Here is a 21,477-nt window from a genome sequence, read left to right on the forward strand (position 1 = left end):
ATAGGAGGTGAAAACACTGAAAATACCGTTTATTTCCCACTTTTTAGAGAAAAGAAGCGAATCCAGCGATTTAAGTAATCCCAAACGCTGGGTGTATGACGCTTTTGGCCTGCCGTTCGGTAAGGGGATTAAGGTCACAGAATCCACGGCCATGCACTCCACGGCCGTCCTGGCTTGCGTCCGTATTCTTTCAGAAACGATTGCTTCCTTGCCCTTACCCATCTATAAGCGGCTAAACCCCCGGGGTAAAGCGCGGGCCAATCATCCGATTGGTGATATATTGCAGCGTGCGCCGAATCCGCGCATGACGGCATTCACCTTCCGGGAAACAATGATGGCCCACATCCTGCTTTGGGGAAACTGTTATGCCGAAATCGAATATGACTCCGAAGGAGAGATCAAAGCCCTATGGCCTATTCCTCCGCACCGCGTCGAACACCGGGAAACAGCGGTGGGAGATCCGTTCTTTCGTGTGACCACAAGTGACGGTCTGCAGCACAACGTTCCCTTTTATGCCATGTTCCACATTCCGGGCCTGGGCTTTGATGGGAAGAAAGGGATATCCGTTATTCGCTGGGCGCAGCAGGCGATTGAACTATCACTAGCAACGGAGCAATTCGGAACAGAGTTCTTTTTAAACGGCACGAATGTGGGTGCGGTTGCGACCCACCCCGGGACGTTAACAGATACAGCCTATGAACGGCTGAGTAAATCGCTCCGGGAGAAATATGAAGGGCTGGGGAAAGCGCACCGGCTGATGCTGCTGGAAGAAGGCATGACCTTCAGCAAAAATACCATTCCACCGAATGATGCGCAGTTTTTAGAGACGCGGAAATTTCAGATTCTTGAGATTGCGCGTCTCTTTCGCGTCCCGCCTCATATGCTGGCTGACCTGGAGCGGGCAACCTTTTCCAACATTGAGCAGCAGGGCATTGATTTTATTATTCACGCGGTCCGGCCGTGGTTGATTCGGTGGGAGCAAACCATTAATTGGAAGCTGTTCAGCGAGAAGGATCAGAAGAAATACTTTGGCGAGTTTTTGGTTGAAGGCTTTTTGCGGGGCGACACTCAAGCCCGCGCCGCTTTTTACAAAGAAATGTTCAATATCGGCGTGTATTCGCAGAACGATATCCGCGAGAAAGAGAACGACAATCCGATTGAAGGCGGGGACCGTTACTTTGTTCCGCTGAACATGCTTCCTTTGGATATGTTAGACGATTATTACAAGTCCAAGAACACAACGCAGCCGACACCAAGCGGAGGAGGTGATACAAACAATGAAAATGACAAAGGAACAGCGGGAGCTGCTGCTCCAGGGGAGCAAACTTGAGGTCAGGCGCGAAGATGGACAACCCGCGAAGATTATCGGATATGCCGTCCGCTGGAATCAACTATCCAAGCCGATATTCGGAATGTTCCAAGAGCGGTTTATGAGCGGAGCCTTTTCGGCCAGCCTCATTAACCCGGACGTATACGCATCTTGGCAGCATAACAGCAGTGAAGTGCTTGGCCGGACGCCGAACACATTGCTGGTGACAGAGGATGAGTTAGGGCTACGCTATGAAATCACGCCGCCAAGCTGGGCGGAAAAATACTTGGAGACGATCGAGCGCGGCGACGTGCGGGGATCGTCTTTTATTTTTCGCGCTGTTCGTGAAGAGTGGGACGAATCGAACGAAGACATGCCCATTCGAACGGTACACGAGGCAGAGCTGTACGAGGTTAGCCCGGTGACTACCCCGGCCTATCCACAATCCAGTGTTGGTGTCCGTTCTGCCGAAGAGACGTTCCACCAGCGTAACCAGGAGCAGCGGGCAGATGGGACGCCTTCCCCGGCCTATGCGGTAGGCTCTGAAGTCCAAGTGTCCGGGACTCCGCATGTGGAAGGGCATGGTAAAGGCCAAGTCCGTGAGGCGGTCCTGACCTATGCTTACGGCATAGTCTTTGAAGGCATGGAAGATATGGGCGTGCATCATTGGTACACCGAATCCGAATTAGCGGCAGAAGCTGAAGCCGACGACGAAGAGGAAGATATCGGAGAAGAGAAAGAACCGGATGATGAGGCTATGCGATCACTGGATATGCGTCTGAAAAAATTGAACCTATAGGGAGCTGAACGAATTGAAAAATTTGATCGAGCTGAGAAGAAAGCTTAAGGAAAAGAAAGATGAAATGCGCGCTTTGATTACTTTGGCGCAAACGGAGAAACGCGGTTTCTCTGATGAAGAGGAAACCAAGTTTACCGGAATGGAGGACGAGGCCCGCAGCCTGGAAGATGAAATCAAAATGGAGGAACGCGCACAGCAACTTGCCATGGGCGGGGCATCAACTAAAAAAACCGTTGACGATCCGGCGCATGAATCGGAATTCCGTGATTTGGCGGACTTTGTACATTCGGTGCGTTTCGAACCTGCCGATCCGCGATTGAAAGAGTACCGGGAAATGACCATGGGCACCAAGACCTCCGGTGGTATCTATGTTCCGCCGCAGTTTTCGCAGCAGATGTTCGAAATTGGATTGCAAGATGCCATAGTGAGACCGCGGGCTATGGTGATCCCAGCGGGCGACGTGATGCCGGATGCAGACATTACGTTCCCGGCGCTGGATCAAGGTTCCGGCTCCAACCTGTACGGCGGCGTTGAAGTGCAATGGATTGCAGAAGGTGCGGACAAACCGGAAACCGATGCTAAACTGAAGGATTTGAACTTGGCACCTAAGGAAGTGGCAGGCACGATTGTGGTCACTGATAAGCTGCTCCGGAATGCGCCGGTCGTAAATACGCTGATTAACCGGCTATTCCGCAGCGCAATTGCAGCGTCTGAAGATGTAGCGTTCTTGTACGGGAATGGTGTGGGTAAGCCACTAGGGGCGATTAACTCTACAGCAGCGATCACGGTCAACCGGGCCACGGCTGCAAAAGTATCCTACATCGACATTGTGAATATGCTGGCAAAGGCCAAGCTCGGCGGCAGTTTGGTGTGGATTGCTTCGCAGTCTATTCTTCCGCAGCTGCTGACCATGAAGGACGATTCCGGCCACTTGATCTTCCAGCCAAATGCATCCGATGCCATGCTCGGCACATTGCTAGGTTATCCATTGCGTTTCAGCGAACGCGGTCCATTGCTGGGAGTGGCAGGAGATTTGGTGCTGGCTGACTTCCAGTACTATGTTATCAAAGACGGTGCAGGTATCTTCATTCAAGCCTCTGAGCATGTTCTGTTCCGCCAGAATAAAACAGTCATTAAAGCGTTCTGGAATACAGACGGTAAACCATGGTTGACTGCGCCGATCATCCTTGAAAACGGATATCAGGTATCGCCGTTCGTGAAGCTCGGAGCACCGTCAGCATAATTCAGGCCCTTCGGGGCCTTACATCTGAAAGGAGTGATCAGCATGGCTAAGAAGCACTATCATGTCATTGCCGAATTTGTAGATAAGGAAACGGAGAATACAATTCCAGCCGGTTCACTGTTTGAGGCAGACGAGGAACGCCTTGTGCTACTTCGGGCAGCGGAAGTTATCGGAAAAGAAGCGACGAAAGCAGAGGTCGAGGCCGCACAGAAAGCGGGTGAAGGTGATGCTGACGACGGTAAAACGGGCTAAGGTAGCACTTGGAATTGCAGAGACAGACACGGAACAGGATTTTTCGCTGGAACTGGCCTTAACCGCAGCAGGTGAAGCGATTGAGCGGGAATGCAATCGAGTCTTTGAGCTGAAGACGCACCGGCAGCGCTTGGACGGTCCCGGCACACCGTTTCTCCGGCTCCGCAATTTCCCGATACACACCGTTTCCGAAGTCAAGGAAGGCAGCGCCGTCCTGACCGAATCCGCCTATGAAATCGAATCCGAGAACGGCATGCTGTTCAAGCGTGACTGCTGGCCGTGTGGGACGCGAAACATTGAGGTGGAGTATACAGCGGGGTATGTCCTTCCGAGCGACACAGCGGGCGCACCCGAAGCCACATTGCCGCGAAAATATGAACTGGCCTGTATCCTGTTCGCTGAAACCTTGATGCAGACACCAGGAGTCACGTCCGAACGGGTCGGTGACATTTCGGTAAGCTATGCGGCAACTGCAACGGGTACTTTACCAGCAGCTGTTGCAGCGCTAATTCAATTGTGAGGTGAACCTATGGCAAGTTCAAGAGCACGGGCGCGGCGGGTCGGTGTCCAGGTCAGCGGCGAAGATAACTTGCAGCAGCTGGCCGAAATGCTGCGGCCACTTGCGGGACAGAAGGTCCGCATTGGTATGCAAGGGGACGCTGAGCTGGCTATGATTGCAGGCGTCCACGAATACGGCAGTATCAAAATGAACATTCCAGCCCGGTCTTTCATCGGCACGGGCAAGAAGAAGGGGCAAGCCGCCATTGGCAAGCTGGTGCGTGCCGGAGTGACGGAGATTGCCCACGGCCGCAAGTCGGTGGATGAGCTGTTTACGGAGATTGGCGAAACCGGGCTAGACCGAATGAAGAAGAATTTCGAACGGATCAAGCAACCGCCATTATCAGCCCGTTATGCCTCAAGAAAGACTGGCTCCCGAAAGTTGCTGCACCGGGAAGACGAGCTGCGCGACTCCCTGATTTATGACATTGTACCGAAGGGAAGGTAATCATGCGGAATTTCAGATTTGCTGGTACGCTTCGAAAATATGCTGAATCATACAAGCTAATTCGGGAAGCTGGAGGAACGCGTGACGATGCGGGAGATTGGATAGCTCAAGAACCAGAAACTATTTTGCTAAGGGGTAGCGTTCAGCCCATCAATACCCGGTTGTTGGCTGTGGAGGGTGGAAACTACACTGAATCTGACCGCAGGTTGTTTACAGTTTATAAGCACAAAAGTGACGAACTGATTCTGCATGCAGGTATTAAATATCGGGTTGTAGAACTGACGGAGCGGAATTATAGCGATGTCAATCAATATGTATTAAGGCGGGTGGTTGCTCATGCTGCCGGTTAGAAAAATCCGTGTGACAATCAAACAAGGGATAGAAGACGCCTTGTCCATTCCTGTCATTCCAATGAACAGCGGGGGAGACATTCCAGATGGGGATTTTATCACATATCATCTTGTTGGTGGATTTAAGCCTGTCGGTGGGCAACCAGTAATAACCCAGCAATCCGAACAGAGTTACAGGCGGGAGACGGTGACTTTTACCGTCTCTTTCAATGTTTATGCCGATACAGAAGATGATTGTTTAGTTAACGCCATGAGGGCGAGAGATTGGTTTAAGTCAGACGGACATGAGCTGTTAAAGGACAAACTTGACGTGATCGTGATCGAAATCGGGGAAATACAAAACCGGGATATTAACATCGGTGAAGAGTGGGAAAGGCGTCAGGGCTTTGATGTTGAGTTTCGGGCCACGGATGTTGTGATAACGGATATGTCAGGCTGGATTGAGACAGCACCAACAACAAAGGAGTGAGTATTTTGAGTATTAGTGATGTTACGGTAACCATTGCCGTACAGCAGCCTACGCCGATCTTGGGCGGATTCGGGAAGCCCTTAATCTTGGGTAGCAGTACGGCAGGCAAGGATTTTAAAAACTACGCAGATATCAACGCGGTAAAGGCGGATTATCCGGCTTCGACGGAGGAATATAAGGCTGCATTTTCTCTGTTTGCCCAGAAAAATCCACCAGCAGAGATTGCGATTGTGTCTCGAAAGACGGGGGCGCCTACGGTAACGCTAGAAGATTTACTACCGTCCCTGTTTCTCAAGGATTGGCACTTCCTGATTACGACATCAACTGTAGTAGCAGACATTATTGCAATAGCTGACGCCGTGGAGGCAGATAAGTCTAGGCAATTTGTAGCCCGGACCAGTAACAAAGAGGATTTAGCCACTATCAAGGCTAAGGGGTATAAGAGGACGTTTGGAACGTATCACAAAACCATTGAAAACTATCCAGATGCAGCTTGGGTCGGGGCTGTGGGAAGTCTTCCCGTGGGCAGTGTGACTTGGAAGGGATGGACGTTGGTTGGCATTGAACCTATGGACATTGACGCCACTGAACTTAATGCAATTCACGCACTGGGTGCCAATACCTATCTGACGAGAGCGGGAACCAACGTCACTAGTGAGGGGAAGTCGTTCAGCGGGGATTTCATTGATTTTATTCACTGCCAGGATTACATCGTGTTTTCCATTCAGTATGCAGTGCAAGACTTATTTAACCAGGCGCAAGCTGCGCTTACGAAGATTCCATATGATAACCGCGGAATCGCTCAAATCGAGAGTGCAGTCCGCACTGTCCTTCAGCGGTCTTTTCTTCAAGGAATAATCGCTGCTGATGATGATGGCGTACCACTGTATAACACTACGTTTCCACCACGTAGCCAAGTGGACCCGGCGAATATCGAGGCGCGTACTTACCCTGATGGTAAGTTTGAGTTTGTGATTGCTGGAGCAATTCATAAGGCTGCCATTAGCGGTACTATCAAATTTGCGTAATTTAAGGAGGGATTCAAGTGTCAGAACCAAAAACATATGACCCTAAGGACGTCACCGCAATTGTGGGTGGCGTTTTTTTAACGGGATTCGCAGAAGACTTAGTCACCGTGGCTAAGGATGAGGAAAATTTCAGTACAAAGGTAGGAGCGCAAGGTGATGTGGTCCGAACAAAGGTAAACAATCCACTCGGTACGATTACAATCACCCTTCAATGTACCAGCCCGCAAGTGCCTTATTTAGATGGACTTGGCAACAGCGGAAAATTGGTTCCGGTGTCCGTTGTTTATTCGGGGACACCCAAAGAAACAAACACCGCAACGCAGGCCTATCTTAAAAAACCATCAGACCGAGAGTATGGCGCGGAAGCTGGAGATCGTTCGTATGAATTTCAATGTCTTGACTTAAGCATGAACTAAAATCCAAAACTTGAGAGGAGCCAATATCCATGGCTAATACAAATTTTAAACAAAAAGAGATTACTACAAAAGCAGGAAAGACTTATACGCTTCAACATCCAGGTGTGCGCAATGTTACCCGAATTAATGACCGGGTAAAAAATAAGCATGGTGTGAATTCCGAAGAAAAGATTTGCGATGAAATGTTCAAACATGTTGTCGTGCAACCCAAGGTAACTATTGACGATTTTGAGGACTACGGAGAAATGGTTGAGGTCGCCAATAAAGCCTTTTACTTTGTTACTGGCACTCCAGATCCAGACGAAGTAGACCCGGAAGAAGACAATGACGATAAGTAAAGAAGAAGCAAAGCGGCGGGCTAAAGAGAATTGGTCTTTGTGGCGGCTTTTACTGTCGGATATGGGCATTAATTATAATGACCTGGACAACATGGATCAGGATGACGTCGCCGAAGCCAACGCTGCCTTAGATATTCATATTGAACAACAGAATAAGCAAAGTAAGAAATAATAGGCGTCCTCCGGGGCGCCTATTTCTGTTGCTAGAGAGGAGGGCATATGGCAGGCGGAATAATCGGATCATTAATGTACTCCGTGGGGTTCAAGTTTAACAGCAAGGGTTTGAATGATGCAGATAAGAAAGTCGGAAAGCTCACAAAAACGGTTGTTGGACTTGGAGCTGCGGCTGGCGTTGCAATGGTCGGTATTGCGGCAGCTGGTTTAAAAGCAGGCTCTAACTTTGAAACAGCAATGAAGCAAGTCCAGGGAGCTACTGGGAAAACAGCTGAACAGATGGAAGATACTCGGGAGATTGCCAAGGATCTTTATTCCAACAACTTCGGTGAGGACTGGAACGATTTAGGCTCTGCCGTAGCTACTGTTCAGCAGGTTACCGGGCAGGCTGGGGATGAGTTGGAGAATACTACTCGTAACGCCATTCTGATGCGGGACCAATTCCAGTTTGAAATACCGGAATCCATCAAATCTGTGGATACCATGATGAAACAGTTTGGCATAACCTCTGAGGAATCTTATAACCTACTTGCTCAAGGTGCGCAGCGGGGGCTTGATAAATCAGGTGAGCTGGTGGATTCAGCGAATGAGTATGCCAACCAATTTAAATCGTTAGGCTTTACCGCTGACGAAATGTTTGATGTCTTCGCCGCTGGATCTGCGGAAGGTGTTTTTCAAGTTGATAAGGTGGGGGATGCGGTCAAAGAGTTTAACATCCGTTCCAAGGATGGCAGTAAAACATCTTCTGATGCATTTACAGCTTTGGGACTTAATGCAGAAGCCATGATGCAAGTCTTTGCTAAGGGTGGTCCAGACTCGAAGCAGGCATTCAGTGATATCGTATCCATGATATCAGATATCGAGGACCCCGTAGCCAGGAATAATATAGGCGTTGCGCTCATGGGTTCACAGTTTGAAGACCTTGAGGTTAATGTCATATCGGCAATGGGGGCTGCAACGCGGTCGTTTGATAAGACGAAAAAGACCATGGATGATTTGAACCGAATCAAGTTTGAAAAGCCTGGAGAAGCGATGAAAATGTTTGGTCGTCAGATCGAGGTCGGCATACTGATTCCTGTTGGACAAAAGTTGTTACCGTATTTAAACCGATTCGGTCAATGGCTGTCTGACCATAAGCCGCAGATCGAGGCGGTGGGCAATGCAATTGGTGACGGTCTTGGTGCAGCAATCAATATGGTAAGCGGCTGGATTCAGGCGGCAATGCCTTATCTACAACAATTTGGAACACAAGCATTGCAGGTGTTTGGGTACCTGATTGATAAGGGGAAAGAATTGTGGACCTCTATCCAGCCGGTGGCCGTGATGATTGGGGAGACCTTGTTAAATGCCGCAATTCAATTATGGCCACATATCCAGCAAATCGGTTCATCAATTGCTGATGCAGCTAAAGCATTCTACGATTGGGAAGGATTTGCACCGGTGGTGAGCGGAATTGTCGCGGCACTGGTCACATATAAAACAGTCGTAGGCACGATAACAGTCGCAACCAAGATTGCGGCAGCAGCGACCAAAGCATGGACTGCAATTCAGAAGGCTTTTAGTATAGTCATGGCTGCCAATCCTATTGGCATAATTATCGCCGTCCTAGTGGGTTTAGGCGTGGCGCTGGTAGTCGCTTATAAAAAATCAGATAAGTTCCGGGCGTTTATTGACGGGATGTGGTCTGGAATCAAGACGGCTACCATGGCGGTACTGAATTTTTTCAAAATTACGGTTCCCCAGACCTTCATGACAGCCTTTAACGCAGTGACTGGATTTTTGAAGACTTGGGGAGTAACGATCCTGGTTGTGATTGGAGGCCCCATTGCATGGATCGTTGCCTTGGTCGTTAAATACTGGGATGAAATTAAGGCAGTGACATTTGCAGTGTTCAGCGCAATTGGTAGCTGGTTATCATCCATATGGAGCAGTATCAGTAGTACTGTTTGTGGAGCTGCAAACGCCGTTTGGAATGCGATCACCGGCGCTTGGAATAGTGTTTTATCTACTACGTCAAACCTGATGACACAGGTATGGAATAAGATAACAAGCATTTGGGATTCAATCGTAAATGGAATTAAGACAGCTGGGACAAATGTTTGGAATGCCGTGACCACGATGTGGGGGAAGGTAACTAGTTTTTTTGATGGAATTAACCTTATGGACACAGGCAAAAAAATTATTCAAGGTCTGATCGATGGAATTAGTAATATGGCGGACACTCTTATGACCAAGGTCAAGGGGATTGCAGATAACATCAAAGGATTTTTTGGGTTTAAAACATCTGCGAGTGTGTCCGTTTCCACCGAAACTACAGGTTCCGCGGCGGTTGATGGTAGTCACGCGAACGGACTAGCAAACGTACCGTTTGACGGATATATTGGCGAACTGCACAAGGGCGAACGCGTTCTAACCGCCGAGGAAAACAAAGACTACAACAGAGAATACACGCCGGATTCGGCTCCTGCCCGGACAAGCAATAATCAAAAGGTGAGCATCCCAGCACCAATAATCAACATTACGGTGCAAGGTAATGCGGATACAAATACGGTTCAGGAGATCGGAAGCGTTGTAGATCAAAAACTGCAAGACTTTTTAGAAGCAGCAGCCCGGATCATGGGGGTGGAGATCGTTGGCGCTAATTGATGGTAAGTATATCACTGTAGAGTCTGAATCTCCGTCCTTTCCAGTGACTGTTACTGAGCAGCCAGTGGAAAAGGGGATTACCCTTATCGACCATGTGCAGCCCCAGGCTCGGATGTTGTCTTTATCTGGTGTGATCGTCGGACCCGAAGCAGCGAAGATCCGAGCCTATATCATTGGGGCTAAGGATAAGGGGCAGATTATCAACTATATTGGCCGTAACCAGTTCAAGGGCTTAATCACTGATTTCTCTACCGGGCATGAATACACCATTGCGGATGGCTTCACATTTTCCATGGAGCTGCGAGAGATAAGAATTGCAATGTCTTCGTATGTTGACACTCTCCCAGCACCTATAAAGACCCAAGCTGCCAAAATCGTCAATTCTGGAACGAAACAGACCAAGGAGAAATCTAGTAGTAAAAATAAGAAAACAACAACTAATAAGACCAAAACTAAAACAACCACCACCAAGAAAAAAGAAAAAGAGAAAGAAAAGGTCCAAAAGGTTAAGTTTAAGGAAGGTAGTAAGTGGAGGGAATAATATGAAGATTATCGAGATCGAGAAGGAAAACATTCCATATCGGTTTGATATATCCATCGCTGATGAAATTTTTACTTTCGAAGTTCATTATAATTCGGATTATGATTTCTTCACTGTGGATCTTGAAGGTGGTGGCGAACAACTAGTATTTGGCGAAAAGCTTATCTATGGTTTACCACTTTTTTATGACGTTCAGGATAACCGATTCCCCAAGTTGCTTATCGTACCCTGGGATGAATCGGGAAATAGCACAGCAGTATCTTGGGAGACGCTTGAGACAAGCGTCTTTTTGTATGTTATGGATGAGGATGAGGATAATGGCGAGTAGAAATTTCGGGCGGGTTGCGGAGATTATGACTGCCAATATGAAATTCATGCTTGATAAATACACGATGGAAGGATCTGTGCCTTTTGACAATGACGCGCTACCGAATGAGTCAGAGTTGCGGTTGTGGAATCTGGCACAGACCACCATTAATAACATCAAGCGTAACGCTGTAATCATGGTTAATGCAGGCTACAGTGGAGATATTGGACTTATCCTACATGGTCGTATTTCATCGGTCAGAACCAAGTGGGAGGGCGTGGACAAGATCACTACCATTAATGTCCTAGACAGCGAAGACCTGAGCAAACGCGAGGTTACAGAGATTGCCTTTGCTAAAGGCACCCTTGCCAGTGCGATCATTAAGCAAATGGCAGGATACATTGGCTTGCCGGTGGCACAAATGACACTTAATCAAGATTACAGATATCAAGATGGGTATACGGCAAAAGGAAAGGTAACGGATATCATTACAGAGGTTTGTAAAGATTGCGGAACTTCATGTTTTATTAATCAGAGTAAGTTATATGTTCGAAATCTCCGCAGCGGTGCTGACGGAGTCTTTGCCTTGTCACCAGATACCGGTTTGATCGGCAGCCCGGAGTATTTTGAAGACAACGGCATCCAGGGCTTTAAGATACAGGCGCAACTACAGCGCCGTTTAACCACAGCATCGGTCATTAACTTAACCTGTCGTGAGTGGTCAGGCAAGTTACATGTCCGCAGCGGTAGTCATAGGTTTTCGAATACCGGCGACTTTATCACAGAAGTGGAGGCGATTATGTGAATAAGACAGACCCAGCTGGAGCGCTGGCCCGTATGCTGGGCGGGCATGGAGCAAAGCAAGCTGACAATATCAACGTGGCTTTGCCGTGCAAGGTAATAACCTTTGACCCTGTGACGCTTACAGCCTCCGTGCAGCCTTTGCTCAAACTGTCCGCCGCTGCTCCTGCTCAAATCATGTCCGTACCCGTTAGCGGGCAGAAATTTAAATTTGAATTGGATATCGGTAACGGTCTCCGGGAGTTTGAAACGATCATGCGCCCAGCACTGGAACCGGGAGACACTGTCTTTGTCGTTTGCGCAGATGCTGAGATTAGAAAAACACTAACTGGTCGCGTGGCTGCGCCAGACTCTGTCAGGCGGCATAGTCGTATGGATGCCGTAATTGTGGGGGTGATGCCGTGTTCACTTTAAAAATTGACGATACCGGTGATATTGAGCTGAAATCTGGACAACTACAAATGGTTTCGGGTCAGGATGAAATCGCTCAATCCTGCCGGATTATCCTGGGCATAAACAAGGGCGAATGGTTTCTTAACCCAGAACTAGGCATTGATCATTCTAAATTTCTAGGCAAAGGTGTATCTGAGGATGAAATGCGAGATGAAATCATGTCAGGGCTTCTGCAAGAACCTCGGGTGCAAACAGTGGAATCCATTGATATAGAGATCGACCGTGCCAATCGGAGTCTAGTGATTTCATTTGTTGCGACTTCGAAAGATGGTCAAGTCATAACGGCTGAGGGGGTGGAGATCGGTGGATGAACAAGGATTTAAGCGTCTACGCTTTGTAGACTTTTTGGACGAAATGACTGATAAAGCAAAATCAGCGTTTGGCGACGAGGTGGACACCTCAGAAAATTCACCACTTGGAATGATCCTGCGCTTGTTCGCTTGGCATCTAGGCAAGGAAGATGAAAGATTAGAGGATGTCTACAACTCAGCCTCTCTCAACGCCTCCACGGGGGCAAACCTTTATAAACTTGGGGGTAATGATGGGTTGTCTATTTATAGTGAAGAATTTGCAAGTGGACAGTTAACAGTAATGGGTACACCGGGTTATGTGTTGCAGGCTGGATTTTTGGGTGCTACAGATTCCGGGGTGCGTTTTGAGACCATGGAGGATCTCACGCTCTCTGCAACTGGAAACGGGATAGTTGAAATTATGGCGATGGAAATGGGGGCAGCTGGTAATGTAGCAGCTCACAAAATAACTGTCATTATCAACCCTAATCCAGATGTGTTCAGCATTACCAATGTCACACCTACCAAGGATGGACGGGACCGCGAGACTGATTTAGCTTTTCGGGAACGCATTTTGCAACGGAAGCAAAATCCTGGTACGAGTGGCAATAAAGCGGACTATCTTCGCTGGAGCCGGGAAGTTCCAGGTGTGGGGGCGGCAAGAGTGTTTCCGCTGTGGGCAGGTCCTAAAACAGTAAAGGTTATTATCGCAGATGCTGAAAAATTGCCCGCCTCTGCTAACTTGGTCGCCGAGGTTCAGGCTTATATTGACCCGGACCCCGGGCTAGGAGAGGGGCAAGCGCCTATTGGTGCTGTGGTAACAGTTGCCGCCGCCGTTGCTAAAACGATTAACATTGCTGCTAAGGTTGCTCTAGTTTCAGGTTATGCACTACAAGATGTCATCGAAGCGTTTCGGCTTAAGGTTGAGGACTGGCGAAAGAAAGCTGCGTTCGAAGTTTCCTATGTCAGTCAGGCAGTGCTTGGTGCGCTGCTGCTTGGAACGGATGGGGTGCTTGATTATTCATCTCTGACTTTGAACGGCAGCGGAGCAAATATTGCACTGACTGATGAAGAAGTGCCACTTCTTGGTACTGTAAATCTGGGGGTGTGATATGTCCTATCCAAACGACATTGATGTTTTTAACGATAAGCTGAATAAGAATCAAACTGGGAAGAGTTACGTGATCGAGGAACGTCTGTCGATTGTAGGCGGTGTCTATGATGGTCCACTACGGCACGACAACATCAATAACCAAACGATCCGGGTATTTGCCGGTTCACGGTTTACAGGAGAAGAAATAAAAAACTATAGTATATCATTCCCTGATGCTACGCCATGGCGCCGGTTAATCAAGATTTTTACCTCTTTGTCTGAAGTTTACGTAACTTACGAAACACCAGGTGATACGGTAGAGGCTGATGATATTAATGCGCTACAAAGTGCAGTAACAGCCACACAAACAGAGGTAGAGCGGTATAAATCGAGTGGACTTATAGACGGCGGTTCATTTACGAGAGGGGTATAAGATGGCACAGACGATACAAATAAAACGTGGTACCAAAGCTCAACTTAGCACTTACGGTGCATTACTCATTGGCGAAATGGGCTTTTGTACAGACACAAAAGAAATATATATCGGAGACGGTACAACGAACTCAATGGTTGGTAGAGCTTTATCAGGTGCAGAGGCTTCGCGTCCGGTGGCCGCATCGGTCGGACGTCTGTTTTATGTCACGAGCGGAGCCAATAGCGGATATCTTTACTTTGATGATGGGACCACTTGGAGGCGTGTGAATGCTCAAGCACTCAGTGATTTAACGGGGTCGCTTGATAATATAGCGGATGGTGCTACTTATGCAAAGGTATTAAAGGCTGATGTCAGTGCGGGTCATATCAATAAGGTGTCAGATGGCACAAATACTAAAACTGCTGCTGAAATCAAAAATCATATTGATGATGCAATTAAACACCGAGTCATTAATGATAGTGGGATTGCTATTACGGACTTATGGTCTGCCCAAAAAATCAAGAATGAGATTGAGTTAGCCAAGCATAACATCGAGCCGCAGGCGTCAGTTAAAGATCAGCATTTAACTGCCCCGCCGGCAAGTCCCGTAGAAGCCGACCGTTATATTATTCCAGCATCAGCGACAGGGGCATGGGCAGGTAAGACAAACCAGATAGCAGAGTATCAGTCTGGAGCCTGGGCTTACTATATGCCTGCTGTCGGTTGGACTGCTTACGTTGACGATGAACAAAAAATCTATAGTTGGAACGGTACGGCTTGGGTTCGGACAGGTGGCGCCTTACAGACAATTACAGCGGGTAACGGTCTAACCGGTGGCGGGCAGTCTGACAGCGTTACATTGACGGTTGGAGCCGGGAACGGGGTTGTTGTGGATTCTACAACCGTTGCAGCCAAGGCAGGCAAAGGCATTGTTGTTAACGCGACCGGGATCGAGGCTAATATTGATAGTTCCAGCATCGTCTACGATACAGCTAATGGCAATAAACTTACGGTGGCTACGATTGATGGCGGTACGTTCTAGGAGGTGAGGCAATGGCTAGAAAAGTAATGATTCAGATCCGACGAGGTCTAGAAAGTGCTATCGGCACACTAGCTGTCGGCGAGCTTGGCTATTGTACTGATACAAGCAAGTTATATATTGGTGGGACTACCGGTAATGTCTTACTGGTGGCTGCTCAAAGCTCAGGGGATATGCTTAAAAGTATCTATGATACAAACAATGACGGTAAAGTGGACTATGCTGCCAATGCTGATACTGTTCCATGGTCTGGTGTTTCAGGCAAGCCGGCAACATATCCCCCATCGGTGCATACACACAGCGAATATATGAGTAAGGGTCCGGTAACGTGGAACCAGATTAAGGGGGTATAGTGTATGGCCTATGGAGAATCTCATTATGGCACATTACTATTTTCTGAACAGTCGGAAGATTCAGATCCTTCGGTCGTTCCGATTCCTGATATAAGTAAATCCTTACCTGATATTTATCATAAATCTCAGAACGGAAATCTCAAAAAGCTACTGGACATCCTGGCAGAACAAATTGCAATTCTCAATAATCGAACGGAGGACATAAGGGCGCAAAACATTGTAGATATGTCCACATGGAGCCTGAGCCGTTGGGAGCAAGAGCTAGGTTTATCCGTTGACACCTCTAAATCATTCGATACCAGAAGGGAAATGATTAAGGCAAAGTTGCGAGGAATAGGGACAACCACTCCCCAAATGATTCAACGGACAGCCTCCGCATTTTCTGGCGGTGATGTATCAGTAGAAGAGGTTCCAAATGAGTATAAATTTATCGTTCGCTTTATCGGTGTTTTGGGCATACCGCCCAACATGACTGGTCTGATTCAGATTCTTGAAGAGATCAAACCTGCTCATTTGGCTTATGAATTTGCCTACACCTATACGTTTTGGGAGTCGGTTAAATCTCTGCTATGGTCCTCAGCTGCAAACAAAACATGGAATGAATTAAGAACCTACGGATAGGAGAGAGGAAATGAAAAATACAGGCAATTTAGGTCTGAAAAAGCCAGAAGGCACAGATTTGGTTGATATTGACGATCTCAACTATAATGCTGACATAATAGATACTGCTATTAATAACAAGGTTGATAAGGTCACAGGTAAACAGTTATCTACCAATGATTACACAGCAGCCGAGAAAACAAAGCTGGCGGGCATCGCTACAGGAGCAACGAACTATACTCACCCGGCAACTCATCCACCATCTATAATCGCGCAAGATGCAAGTAATCGATTTGTAACTGATGCTGAAAAGGTAGCATGGAATGGAAAAGCACCGAATACTCTTGTTTCAGCAGCACCGCAAAGTGACGGGTTGATGCGGGCAACTGACAAAATAAAGCTCGACGGAATCGCCACAGGAGCAAATAACTATGTTCATCCAGCAAATCATCCAGCAACTATAATTACTGAGGATGCTACTCATAGATTTGCGACTGATATAGAAAAGTCTAACTGGAACAGTAAACCCAATTTAGCTACTACACCGCAACAAACAACAGCAGACATCACCTACTATGTCCGTACAGATGGTAATGACGGGAATACGGGGCTGGCGAATACGGCTGGCGGGGCATTTAAGACAATCAGCAAGGCAGTCAGTATGATTCCGAAAATTGTTAATCATGCGGTGGTTATAAATGTTGGCGCGGGCACTTATCCAGAGCAAGTAATAATTGCGGGATTCAGCGGCTCTGGCTATATTACTGTTTCCGGGGATGCCGCAGCCAGTACAAGCCGTAGCGTTAATATCTTCACGGTGTACAGAAACCCAATACAGATAACTGTCAAGGGATTCAACATTACAAGCACAACAACCACAGCACTCTACGTGGAGGGGTGCGCAAATGTGATTTTGCAGTATCTGAATATAGTAGGTTCAGCAACTGGTCAGCTAGGAATTCAAGTGCATTCATCAAAAGTCTTCATTAATGCAAGTGTTATCTCTAATAGAACCGCAGCCATGCAGGCTGTAATCAATGGAGAAATCATTTCAGACTCCAACTCGGGAACAGGCAACTACGATGCAGCTAACGCCGGATCTGGCGGAAAAGTGACGCTTACCGGAAGTAAACCGGCGGGGATTAATGAGACATCGGCGGGGGGAACGATATTTGACGGTGGTGGTGTTATTAACCCATGGGGAGATAATACACTAACAAGCCGCAGTGCCGGTAGGGCTTCAATGTCTGCTTCGCAAACACTTGGAGCAGGCGTTGCTACGAGATTAGCCTTTAATACTCAGCACCAAGACTATTCAAATGAGTTTAATGCCACGTTAAATAGATTCACTGTTAAAAAGAGTGGTTGGTACTTAATTACTGGTGGCATTGGTATTGTCTCTGTCCCAGTAGGAACAACTGTAAACTTGATGATTTATATCAACGGCGTTAGGGAGTTAGATGTCGGTTCTTTTACTCCAGCGGGCACAGTAGGCGGTATTAGTGTATATGGCTCCGGCTCTGTGTATGTTCCTGCGGGTTCATATGTAGAATTGTATGCATTTCCGACCAATTCTGTATCAACCCATGCTGGTAGTTACTTAACTAGCTTCACTATTACACAATTAGCTTAAAAAGGGAGGCATGACCGTGAATATATCACAAGCAATTATGTATCTATACCCGGACGCTGACCCAATGCGGGATTTCATGGTGCAGGATAAAGGACCCGAACCAGAATTACGTGAAGGAGCCGAAGAAAAAGGACGAGTACGGTATGAAATCAAGCCGCCAGAAAAAGGAGAGCAGCCCGTTGAGGGAATACACTACTGTTACGGCATCGACTATAATCTGCTTACCGAGGGCGAGGATTACGACCTAGTTGAGAGAGGTCCACATATTACAATGTGGAATCTGGACGATCCGCAGCCCACAGATACCGAGCTTCAAGCAGCATGGACAGCCTACCTGGAAGCCGAAGCTAATAAGCCGCCAGAGCTGACGGAAACCGAGCAACTACGCGCTGATAACGCAGCTTTATTACTAGAGCTAGTGCAAACGCAGGCTAGGCAAGATCAAGCTGAACAAGATCAGGCAGCCTTACTCCTGAGCCTCGTGGAAGGAGGTGTGTTGTAAATGAACTGGTACGCACTGGTTAAGCGATACTTTGACGCAGGGTTGTATACGGGGGAGCAGTTACAGGTATTTGTTACCGCCAAAAAGATAACAGCTAAACAAGCAGAAGAGATTACAACCAACGCCGAATAGTAGGCGTTTTTATTTTGCCCTCGGATCTCCGGGGGCTTTCATTTTGGGGAGATAGATGGGGGGAGGGGCAATCGTGACAGAAATGGATGTACTTAAATATTTTTTAACGCAAGGTCCATTCGCGGTGTTGTTCGTTTGGCTGCTGATCTACGTAATGCGCGCGAATAAAGAGAGGGAAGGACGATTGCAGGATCTACTAGGTAAGTTTTCTGAAAAATACGATGTAATCATCGTGGAGCTGCGTGAAATGAAAGAGCGATTTCCACACAGAAATTAATATTATTGAGAGGATGAATTGATATGGAATGGAATGTAGTTGCGAATTTTATTAAACCGGAATTATTACTTATTGTTGCTGTATGTTGGGTGATTGGCTTTTGCTTAAAACAAACTCCGAGAGTACCAGATTGGACAATCATTTATCTGGTTACATTGGCCGCGATCATCATTGTATGTCTTACTCTTGGCTTTAATGTAGATAGTTTTGTACAAGGCATCTTGTGCGGAGCTGTGGCTGTATATGGTAATCAGTTGCTTAAGCAGGCAAAAAAGGGGGTTGATGAGTAATGCAAATCTTTCAGAAGGGAAATAAGCACACAAATTGTAGCGGTCGAGGTGGTCATATACCGATTGCTATTGTAAATCATATAAGTGGCGGTACGATGAGTTCTATGGATAGTTGGTTTCAATCTTCTGGTAATTTAGTTAGTAGCGCTCATTTTGGCGTTTCTAAATTGGGGGAGATCCACCAATACGTTGATATAACAAAAATGGCTTGGTGTAACGGAATCACAGTCGATTCAATTCCTAAAGCCAAGGCGGCAATCGTCAAGGAACAATCACCAACGAATCCTAATAAGTACACTATCAGTATCGAGCATGAGGGTATGGATGGTAGTTTGACAGAGGCACAGTTTGCTGCCTCCGTATGGCTACATAAATTTATTAGTGATGAAGTAAAAAGGCTCTATGGTAAAGCTATCATCTTGGACGAGAAACATGTGATAGGTCATTTTCAAATTGATCCGGTGAGAAAGCCTTATTGTCCCGGTGCGAAATTTCCATGGAGTCGGTTGTATACTGCTCTAAAAACTAAGGAGGCGGAAGACGTGAGAGTAGATAGGGCTAGCACTGTAGTAAATGGGGAAAAACTGAATGAAGGTAGTTTTCTGATCGAGGGGCGTACTTACGTACCATTGGCAGCCATCGGCAAGGCGTTGGGTGCAGTAGTATCTTTTGATAATGAAACTAAAACGGCTACTATCACTACCAAAAAGTAAATATCTAACGATTAGAGATATGAAAAAGCCTCACTAACCTACATAAGGTCAGTGGGGCTTTTTTTATTATAAAGATTAACGGAGTCCACTGGCTTTAATTAGTGCTGCAATCGAGAGGACCAATGCAGCCACAATTACTATCCAGGTAATCACGTTCAACATAATTTATTCCTCCTTTAGAGGGGCCGCAGCCCCCCGTTACTTAAAGAAAATCTTCGAAACTGACGGTGACTGTTCAAGATCAAAAAGTTCTTCCTCAGTCACCCAAATTTCATTTGATCCACCAAAACTCCAGAGAACTATAGCTAATCTTGCCATTTCCTTTTTTCCTCCTGTATATGCCCGCCGACTAATTGTATCGTTCAAACCGTTTATGTTATGATTGGGTGGAGAGCAAGGGGTGCAACCCTTACTCTCCGGGAACCTATTTACGTTTGCGTGGTCCGCGGCGTTTTTTGGTTCCTTTCTTTTTGTCCTTTAGCAGCAGCGTTGCGGTAATGAGTTGAATGATTGCTGTAAGGAGCGTAACCCAATCTTTCATGTGCCTTGTTCACCTCCTTTATATCTTTATTATACAACGAAATTCGTTGAATGTCAACGAAAAACGTTGAACTATTTATTGTAATAGTGTATATTCTAGTTGAGGTGAGAAATAATGCTGAGATTGAAAATTAAACAACTAAGAGAATTAGAAGATCTGAGTGTACGTCAATTAAGCGAAGCAACTGGTATACGCTGGAACACTCTAAGTGATATGGAGAAAAACACAGCTAAACATTGGCCGCCTGAACACTTAGAAACGCTCATGAAATATTTCAAGTTAAAACATATCGATCAATTGATTGAATACGTGGAGGAACCCGGAGAATAACCGTGGCTCCTTTTTTTTGCATTGATTTAAGAACGTATGTTTGGTTATAATACAAACAAATGTTCTTGTTTGGAGGGGAAACAATGCTCAGTGACACAGCACGGAAACTGCTCATGATCATGACTCACTCAGCGAATCATCATGCTCATATGCCGAGTCTGCCTGAACTGGAACGTCTAAGCGGACGAATGCCAGTACCAATTAAAGCGGCTTTACTTGAATTGATACAAGAAAACTATATCGAATGGAACCCAAACATGCCGCCTGAGACAGCGATTATAATCGAGGGTTGGGAACGTCCAGATTCTCGGTTTAAAAGGCATCGTTCAACGTCACATGAAATACAGTGGGGTATGGATGGGGGCAACATCGAATATTGGACTAAGTATTAAGAAGTGCAGGAACTAATACATAGTAAATTCCCAAACGCTTACGAATTTAAAAACCCCGCCTTTTGATTGGCGGGGTTTAGTTATGTAAAGATGATAAGAATCACAATCAATAGAGCAAAGGCAATACCAATAAACTTAAATATAGTAAGATTCTTTTTTCGGTTTTCAATTTGTTTTGATGTCATTTCATCCACATTTAGTGTCGGGTTACTACGACTAGAATGTGACGATTTCCCTCCACCAATTTTTTTAGAGTATGAAAGCCCGGTTCCAGGAAGGGATACTGTAGCCCTTTTCCCACTCGGACCGGCGCTTACTCTTGCACCTTTTACACCGGCGCTGATCCCAACGCCTTTTTTACCTACATTCAGCTTTACTCCGCCACCAAGATTTATAGACTTTCTAAATCTGAACGATCCCATATTAATCACTCCAACAAGGAAATTTATTCCTAGTGTATAATATATTATTGAATGATGATATATAAGTTATCATTTATTAGTGGTTTGTATAAAAATAAAGGGGACAAGTCTATTTAAGCCGACTTCCATAACTAATAAAAATCCCATCGACCATTTTTAATCGACGGGATAATATTTGTTTTCATAAAAAAAAGTAACGTAAAAAATAACGGAATCGGAAAAGGATAGAAAAGATAATAAAAGGAATAATTCTCAGATGTCATTATATATACCGATGTTAAAGGCGAAAAAAAGTTCTCGTAAGTCTTGAAAGGGGTAGGAAG

At 46.5% G+C, this 21,477-nt stretch carries 32 protein-coding genes; 31 read left to right on the top strand and 1 reads right to left on the bottom strand.

Translation table 11 applies throughout. The annotated features are described in order from the left end of the window. Window positions 1-7: 7 nt before the first annotated feature. The 31 genes from MHH49_RS30940 (at window position 8) to MHH49_RS31090 (ending at window position 20,732) form a co-directional block, all read left to right on the top strand. Window positions 8-1,330, top strand: a complete 1,323-nt coding sequence (locus tag MHH49_RS30940; RefSeq protein WP_051491176.1) for a phage portal protein — start codon at window positions 8-10, stop codon at window positions 1,328-1,330. Further along, window positions 1,266-2,108, top strand: coding sequence for an HK97 family phage prohead protease (locus tag MHH49_RS30945; protein ID WP_143766848.1), 843 nt, complete (start codon window positions 1,266-1,268; stop codon window positions 2,106-2,108). The genes MHH49_RS30940 and MHH49_RS30945 overlap by 65 nt, the downstream gene beginning before the upstream one ends. A gap of 13 nt (window positions 2,109-2,121) precedes the next feature. Beyond that, complete coding sequence (locus MHH49_RS30950) at window positions 2,122-3,351, top strand: phage major capsid protein (protein WP_036681177.1); 1,230 nt, start codon at window positions 2,122-2,124, stop codon at window positions 3,349-3,351. 42 nt (window positions 3,352-3,393) lie between these two features. Then, a complete protein-coding gene (locus tag MHH49_RS30955; RefSeq protein WP_036681179.1) occupies window positions 3,394-3,603 on the top strand; it encodes a hypothetical protein in 210 nt (69 codons plus the stop codon). Continuing rightward, the gene (locus MHH49_RS30960) at window positions 3,578-4,123 is read left to right on the top strand and encodes a hypothetical protein (RefSeq protein WP_036681182.1); all 546 of its coding nucleotides are present in this window, start codon (window positions 3,578-3,580) and stop codon (window positions 4,121-4,123) included. The genes MHH49_RS30955 and MHH49_RS30960 overlap by 26 nt, the downstream gene beginning before the upstream one ends. 9 nt (window positions 4,124-4,132) lie before the next feature. Continuing rightward, complete coding sequence (locus MHH49_RS30965; RefSeq protein WP_036681184.1) at window positions 4,133-4,609, top strand: hypothetical protein; 477 nt, start codon at window positions 4,133-4,135, stop codon at window positions 4,607-4,609. Between the two features lie 2 nt (window positions 4,610-4,611). Next, window positions 4,612-4,959, top strand: a complete 348-nt coding sequence (locus tag MHH49_RS30970; protein WP_036681186.1) for a hypothetical protein — start codon at window positions 4,612-4,614, stop codon at window positions 4,957-4,959. Continuing rightward, window positions 4,946-5,428, top strand: coding sequence for a phage neck terminator protein (locus tag MHH49_RS30975; protein ID WP_036681189.1), 483 nt, complete (start codon window positions 4,946-4,948; stop codon window positions 5,426-5,428). Before MHH49_RS30970 ends, MHH49_RS30975 begins: the two co-directional genes overlap by 14 nt. A gap of 5 nt (window positions 5,429-5,433) precedes the next feature. After that, window positions 5,434-6,456 carry a DUF3383 family protein gene (locus MHH49_RS30980; protein ID WP_036681190.1) on the top strand — a complete coding sequence of 341 codons (1,023 nt, stop codon included), beginning with the start codon at window positions 5,434-5,436 and terminating at the stop codon, window positions 6,454-6,456. 17 nt (window positions 6,457-6,473) lie between these two features. Continuing rightward, the gene (locus MHH49_RS30985) at window positions 6,474-6,872 is read left to right on the top strand and encodes a phage structural protein (protein ID WP_036681192.1); all 399 of its coding nucleotides are present in this window, start codon (window positions 6,474-6,476) and stop codon (window positions 6,870-6,872) included. 29 nt (window positions 6,873-6,901) lie between these two features. Then, complete coding sequence (locus MHH49_RS30990) at window positions 6,902-7,210, top strand: hypothetical protein (protein WP_036681193.1); 309 nt, start codon at window positions 6,902-6,904, stop codon at window positions 7,208-7,210. Then, window positions 7,197-7,382, top strand: coding sequence for a hypothetical protein (locus tag MHH49_RS30995; protein ID WP_036681195.1), 186 nt, complete (start codon window positions 7,197-7,199; stop codon window positions 7,380-7,382). Before MHH49_RS30990 ends, MHH49_RS30995 begins: the two co-directional genes overlap by 14 nt. A 47-nt stretch (window positions 7,383-7,429) precedes the next feature. After that, entirely contained in the window at window positions 7,430-10,030 is a 2,601-nt protein-coding gene (locus MHH49_RS31000) for a phage tail tape measure protein (RefSeq protein ID WP_051491178.1), read from the top strand. Further along, on the top strand, window positions 10,017-10,571 hold the full coding sequence (locus tag MHH49_RS31005) for a phage baseplate protein (RefSeq protein ID WP_036681200.1): 555 nt from the start codon (window positions 10,017-10,019) through the stop codon (window positions 10,569-10,571). The genes MHH49_RS31000 and MHH49_RS31005 overlap by 14 nt, the downstream gene beginning before the upstream one ends. 1 nt (window position 10,572) lies before the next feature. Beyond that, window positions 10,573-10,899, top strand: coding sequence for a phage baseplate plug family protein (locus MHH49_RS31010; RefSeq protein ID WP_036681202.1), 327 nt, complete (start codon window positions 10,573-10,575; stop codon window positions 10,897-10,899). After that, window positions 10,889-11,683: a phage protein gene (locus MHH49_RS31015; protein ID WP_036681204.1), complete on the top strand. Its 795-nt coding sequence runs from the start codon at window positions 10,889-10,891 to the stop codon at window positions 11,681-11,683. Before MHH49_RS31010 ends, MHH49_RS31015 begins: the two co-directional genes overlap by 11 nt. Beyond that, window positions 11,680-12,093 (top strand): Gp138 family membrane-puncturing spike protein, encoded by a 414-nt coding sequence (locus MHH49_RS31020; RefSeq protein ID WP_036681206.1) that lies wholly within the window; start codon window positions 11,680-11,682, stop codon window positions 12,091-12,093. The genes MHH49_RS31015 and MHH49_RS31020 overlap by 4 nt, the downstream gene beginning before the upstream one ends. Next, a complete protein-coding gene (locus MHH49_RS31025) occupies window positions 12,081-12,443 on the top strand; it encodes a DUF2634 domain-containing protein (protein ID WP_036681207.1) in 363 nt (120 codons plus the stop codon). The genes MHH49_RS31020 and MHH49_RS31025 overlap by 13 nt, the downstream gene beginning before the upstream one ends. After that, window positions 12,436-13,533: a baseplate J/gp47 family protein gene (locus tag MHH49_RS31030; RefSeq protein WP_051491179.1), complete on the top strand. Its 1,098-nt coding sequence runs from the start codon at window positions 12,436-12,438 to the stop codon at window positions 13,531-13,533. The genes MHH49_RS31025 and MHH49_RS31030 overlap by 8 nt, the downstream gene beginning before the upstream one ends. 1 nt (window position 13,534) lies before the next feature. Then, on the top strand, window positions 13,535-13,948 hold the full coding sequence (locus tag MHH49_RS31035) for a hypothetical protein (RefSeq protein ID WP_036681209.1): 414 nt from the start codon (window positions 13,535-13,537) through the stop codon (window positions 13,946-13,948). Window position 13,949: 1 nt separating this feature from the next. Continuing rightward, the gene (locus MHH49_RS31040) at window positions 13,950-14,972 is read left to right on the top strand and encodes a DUF2793 domain-containing protein (protein WP_036681212.1); all 1,023 of its coding nucleotides are present in this window, start codon (window positions 13,950-13,952) and stop codon (window positions 14,970-14,972) included. A gap of 11 nt (window positions 14,973-14,983) precedes the next feature. Further along, complete coding sequence (locus MHH49_RS31045) at window positions 14,984-15,322, top strand: hyaluronate lyase N-terminal domain-containing protein (protein ID WP_076179106.1); 339 nt, start codon at window positions 14,984-14,986, stop codon at window positions 15,320-15,322. Window positions 15,323-15,325: 3 nt separating this feature from the next. Beyond that, window positions 15,326-15,943: a putative phage tail protein gene (locus tag MHH49_RS31050; RefSeq protein ID WP_036681213.1), complete on the top strand. Its 618-nt coding sequence runs from the start codon at window positions 15,326-15,328 to the stop codon at window positions 15,941-15,943. Window positions 15,944-15,953: 10 nt separating this feature from the next. Further along, window positions 15,954-17,555 carry a hypothetical protein gene (locus MHH49_RS31055; RefSeq protein WP_341138815.1) on the top strand — a complete coding sequence of 534 codons (1,602 nt, stop codon included), beginning with the start codon at window positions 15,954-15,956 and terminating at the stop codon, window positions 17,553-17,555. 16 nt (window positions 17,556-17,571) lie between these two features. After that, entirely contained in the window at window positions 17,572-18,057 is a 486-nt protein-coding gene (locus MHH49_RS31060) for an XkdW family protein (protein ID WP_341138816.1), read from the top strand. Beyond that, window positions 18,058-18,189 (top strand): XkdX family protein, encoded by a 132-nt coding sequence (locus MHH49_RS31065; RefSeq protein ID WP_081383790.1) that lies wholly within the window; start codon window positions 18,058-18,060, stop codon window positions 18,187-18,189. 55 nt (window positions 18,190-18,244) lie between these two features. Continuing rightward, the gene (locus MHH49_RS31070) at window positions 18,245-18,466 is read left to right on the top strand and encodes a BhlA/UviB family holin-like peptide (protein ID WP_051491604.1); all 222 of its coding nucleotides are present in this window, start codon (window positions 18,245-18,247) and stop codon (window positions 18,464-18,466) included. Window positions 18,467-18,489: 23 nt separating this feature from the next. After that, window positions 18,490-18,756, top strand: a complete 267-nt coding sequence (locus MHH49_RS31075; protein ID WP_036689199.1) for a phage holin family protein — start codon at window positions 18,490-18,492, stop codon at window positions 18,754-18,756. Next, a complete protein-coding gene (locus MHH49_RS31080; protein WP_036689204.1) occupies window positions 18,756-19,469 on the top strand; it encodes an N-acetylmuramoyl-L-alanine amidase in 714 nt (237 codons plus the stop codon). The genes MHH49_RS31075 and MHH49_RS31080 overlap by 1 nt, the downstream gene beginning before the upstream one ends. A gap of 655 nt (window positions 19,470-20,124) precedes the next feature. Beyond that, window positions 20,125-20,340 carry a helix-turn-helix domain-containing protein gene (locus tag MHH49_RS31085; protein WP_036689206.1) on the top strand — a complete coding sequence of 72 codons (216 nt, stop codon included), beginning with the start codon at window positions 20,125-20,127 and terminating at the stop codon, window positions 20,338-20,340. Between the two features lie 83 nt (window positions 20,341-20,423). Next, the gene (locus tag MHH49_RS31090) at window positions 20,424-20,732 is read left to right on the top strand and encodes a hypothetical protein (RefSeq protein WP_036689207.1); all 309 of its coding nucleotides are present in this window, start codon (window positions 20,424-20,426) and stop codon (window positions 20,730-20,732) included. A gap of 80 nt (window positions 20,733-20,812) precedes the next feature. Here the strand turns inward: MHH49_RS31090 and MHH49_RS31290 are convergent, their stop codons facing one another. Further along, the gene (locus MHH49_RS31290; RefSeq protein ID WP_036689210.1) at window positions 20,813-21,154 is read right to left on the bottom strand and encodes a DUF4236 domain-containing protein; all 342 of its coding nucleotides are present in this window, start codon (window positions 21,152-21,154) and stop codon (window positions 20,813-20,815) included. Window positions 21,155-21,477: the final 323 nt, after the last annotated feature.

This window comes from Paenibacillus sp. FSL F4-0122, from assembly GCF_038002845.1.
Lineage (GTDB): Bacteria > Bacillota > Bacilli > Paenibacillales > Paenibacillaceae > Paenibacillus_AQ > Paenibacillus_AQ odorifer.

Excerpts from the sequence above, each read along its gene's own strand:
- MHH49_RS30955 (WP_036681179.1), top strand. The coding sequence starts at position 3,394 with ATGGCTAAGAAGCACTATCATGTCATTGCCGAATTTGTAGATAAGGAA.
- MHH49_RS30960 (WP_036681182.1), top strand. The coding sequence starts at position 3,578 with ATGCTGACGACGGTAAAACGGGCTAAGGTAGCACTTGGAATTGCAGAG.
- MHH49_RS30965 (WP_036681184.1), top strand. The coding sequence starts at position 4,133 with ATGGCAAGTTCAAGAGCACGGGCGCGGCGGGTCGGTGTCCAGGTCAGC.
- MHH49_RS30970 (WP_036681186.1), top strand. The coding sequence starts at position 4,612 with ATGCGGAATTTCAGATTTGCTGGTACGCTTCGAAAATATGCTGAATCA.
- MHH49_RS30975 (WP_036681189.1), top strand. The coding sequence starts at position 4,946 with ATGCTGCCGGTTAGAAAAATCCGTGTGACAATCAAACAAGGGATAGAA.
- MHH49_RS30990 (WP_036681193.1), top strand. The coding sequence starts at position 6,902 with ATGGCTAATACAAATTTTAAACAAAAAGAGATTACTACAAAAGCAGGA.
- MHH49_RS30995 (WP_036681195.1), top strand. The coding sequence starts at position 7,197 with ATGACGATAAGTAAAGAAGAAGCAAAGCGGCGGGCTAAAGAGAATTGG.
- MHH49_RS31000 (WP_051491178.1), top strand. The coding sequence starts at position 7,430 with ATGGCAGGCGGAATAATCGGATCATTAATGTACTCCGTGGGGTTCAAG.
- MHH49_RS31010 (WP_036681202.1), top strand. The coding sequence starts at position 10,573 with ATGAAGATTATCGAGATCGAGAAGGAAAACATTCCATATCGGTTTGAT.
- MHH49_RS31015 (WP_036681204.1), top strand. The coding sequence starts at position 10,889 with ATGGCGAGTAGAAATTTCGGGCGGGTTGCGGAGATTATGACTGCCAAT.
- MHH49_RS31035 (WP_036681209.1), top strand. The coding sequence starts at position 13,535 with ATGTCCTATCCAAACGACATTGATGTTTTTAACGATAAGCTGAATAAG.
- MHH49_RS31040 (WP_036681212.1), top strand. The coding sequence starts at position 13,950 with ATGGCACAGACGATACAAATAAAACGTGGTACCAAAGCTCAACTTAGC.
- MHH49_RS31045 (WP_076179106.1), top strand. The coding sequence starts at position 14,984 with ATGGCTAGAAAAGTAATGATTCAGATCCGACGAGGTCTAGAAAGTGCT.
- MHH49_RS31050 (WP_036681213.1), top strand. The coding sequence starts at position 15,326 with ATGGCCTATGGAGAATCTCATTATGGCACATTACTATTTTCTGAACAG.
- MHH49_RS31055 (WP_341138815.1), top strand. The coding sequence starts at position 15,954 with ATGAAAAATACAGGCAATTTAGGTCTGAAAAAGCCAGAAGGCACAGAT.
- MHH49_RS31065 (WP_081383790.1), top strand. The coding sequence starts at position 18,058 with ATGAACTGGTACGCACTGGTTAAGCGATACTTTGACGCAGGGTTGTAT.
- MHH49_RS31070 (WP_051491604.1), top strand. The coding sequence starts at position 18,245 with ATGGGGGGAGGGGCAATCGTGACAGAAATGGATGTACTTAAATATTTT.
- MHH49_RS31075 (WP_036689199.1), top strand. The coding sequence starts at position 18,490 with ATGGAATGGAATGTAGTTGCGAATTTTATTAAACCGGAATTATTACTT.
- MHH49_RS31080 (WP_036689204.1), top strand. The coding sequence starts at position 18,756 with ATGCAAATCTTTCAGAAGGGAAATAAGCACACAAATTGTAGCGGTCGA.
- MHH49_RS31085 (WP_036689206.1), top strand. The coding sequence starts at position 20,125 with ATGCTGAGATTGAAAATTAAACAACTAAGAGAATTAGAAGATCTGAGT.
- MHH49_RS31090 (WP_036689207.1), top strand. The coding sequence starts at position 20,424 with ATGCTCAGTGACACAGCACGGAAACTGCTCATGATCATGACTCACTCA.
- MHH49_RS31290 (WP_036689210.1), bottom strand. The coding sequence starts at position 21,154 with ATGGGATCGTTCAGATTTAGAAAGTCTATAAATCTTGGTGGCGGAGTA.